Genomic DNA, 996 nt, shown 5'->3' with positions numbered 1-996 from the left:
CGCGCTCGATCAGCGCGCGCGCGCTGCCGGGGCCCACCGTGGCGGCCCAGGTGCGGTCGGGCCATGCGTCCTGGCCGCCGTCCGCGCGGCGCCGGTCGAAGAAGTGCTCGACGGCATTGGGGCTGACGAACATCGCCAGGTCCGTCGCCGGCAGCGCCGACCACGCCTGCGCCAGGTCGGCGGGATCGGCGGCGGGGGCGATGTCGATCAGCGGCAGCGAGGCGGTGGGCACGTTCAGCGCCGCCATCCGCCGGACCCAGTCGTCGGCCTGGGCCCGGGGACGGGTCAGCAGCAGTCGGACCGGGGCGACCTCGCCCGGCATCAGGCGTCCTTCAGGTACTCGGCGGCGCCCCGCTCGCGCAGCGCGTTCGCGGCGGCGACGCCCAAGCCTTCGGCCTGGTCCAGGTCGGACACGGTCGCGGCCGCCTCCGCCCGCAGCAGGGCCCGCTCCGGCTGGGTCGGGTGCCCCAGGGCGGCGGACAGCGTCAGCCGGCCGTCAGCCGCCCAGACCGCGTGCGCGGCCAGCGGCATCGAGCAGCTGCCCCCGAGCTCGCGCGACACCGCGCGTTCGGCGGCCGCGGCCAGCCAGGTGGGCGCGTGCGCCAGGGCGGCCAGGTGCTCGGCCAGCGGCGCCTGCCCGGCGCGGATCTCGATGCCCAGCGCGCCCTGTCCGGCGCACGGAATCATCTCGTCGACGCCGAAGTACTGGCGGATCCGGCCCTCGAGCTGCAGGCGCTTGAGGCCGGCGGCGGCCAGGACGATCGCATCGTACTGGCCCTCGTCGAGCTTGCGCAGCCGCGTGTCGAGGTTGCCGCGCACCGGCTCGATGCGCAGGTCCGGCCGCATGTTCTTGAGCTGCGTCACGCGGCGCAGGCTGGAGGTGCCGACGCAGGCGCCCTGCGGCAGCGCGGCGAGGCTGTCGTACTTCGAGGACACCAGCGCGTCGCGCGGATCCTCGCGCTCCAGCACCGCGGCGAGCACGAAGCCCGCCGGCAG

The 996-nt window shown here is 76.4% G+C and carries 2 protein-coding genes; both read right to left on the bottom strand.

Annotated features, from left to right (window positions below; all coding sequences use genetic code 11):
• Window positions 1-322, bottom strand: a 322-nt coding sequence (locus FUT87_RS26550; RefSeq protein WP_186830784.1) for a uroporphyrinogen-III synthase, incomplete at its 3' end; no start/stop codon positions are given.
• On the bottom strand, window positions 322-996 hold a 675-nt coding region (gene hemC / locus FUT87_RS26545; RefSeq protein ID WP_147242923.1), incomplete at its 5' end, for a hydroxymethylbilane synthase. The genes hemC and FUT87_RS26550, both read right to left, overlap by 1 nt.

Source organism: Mitsuaria sp. TWR114, from assembly GCF_007997345.1.
Note: the sequence above shows the minus strand (reverse complement) of the source record. Positions and strands in the feature narration are given on the sequence as shown.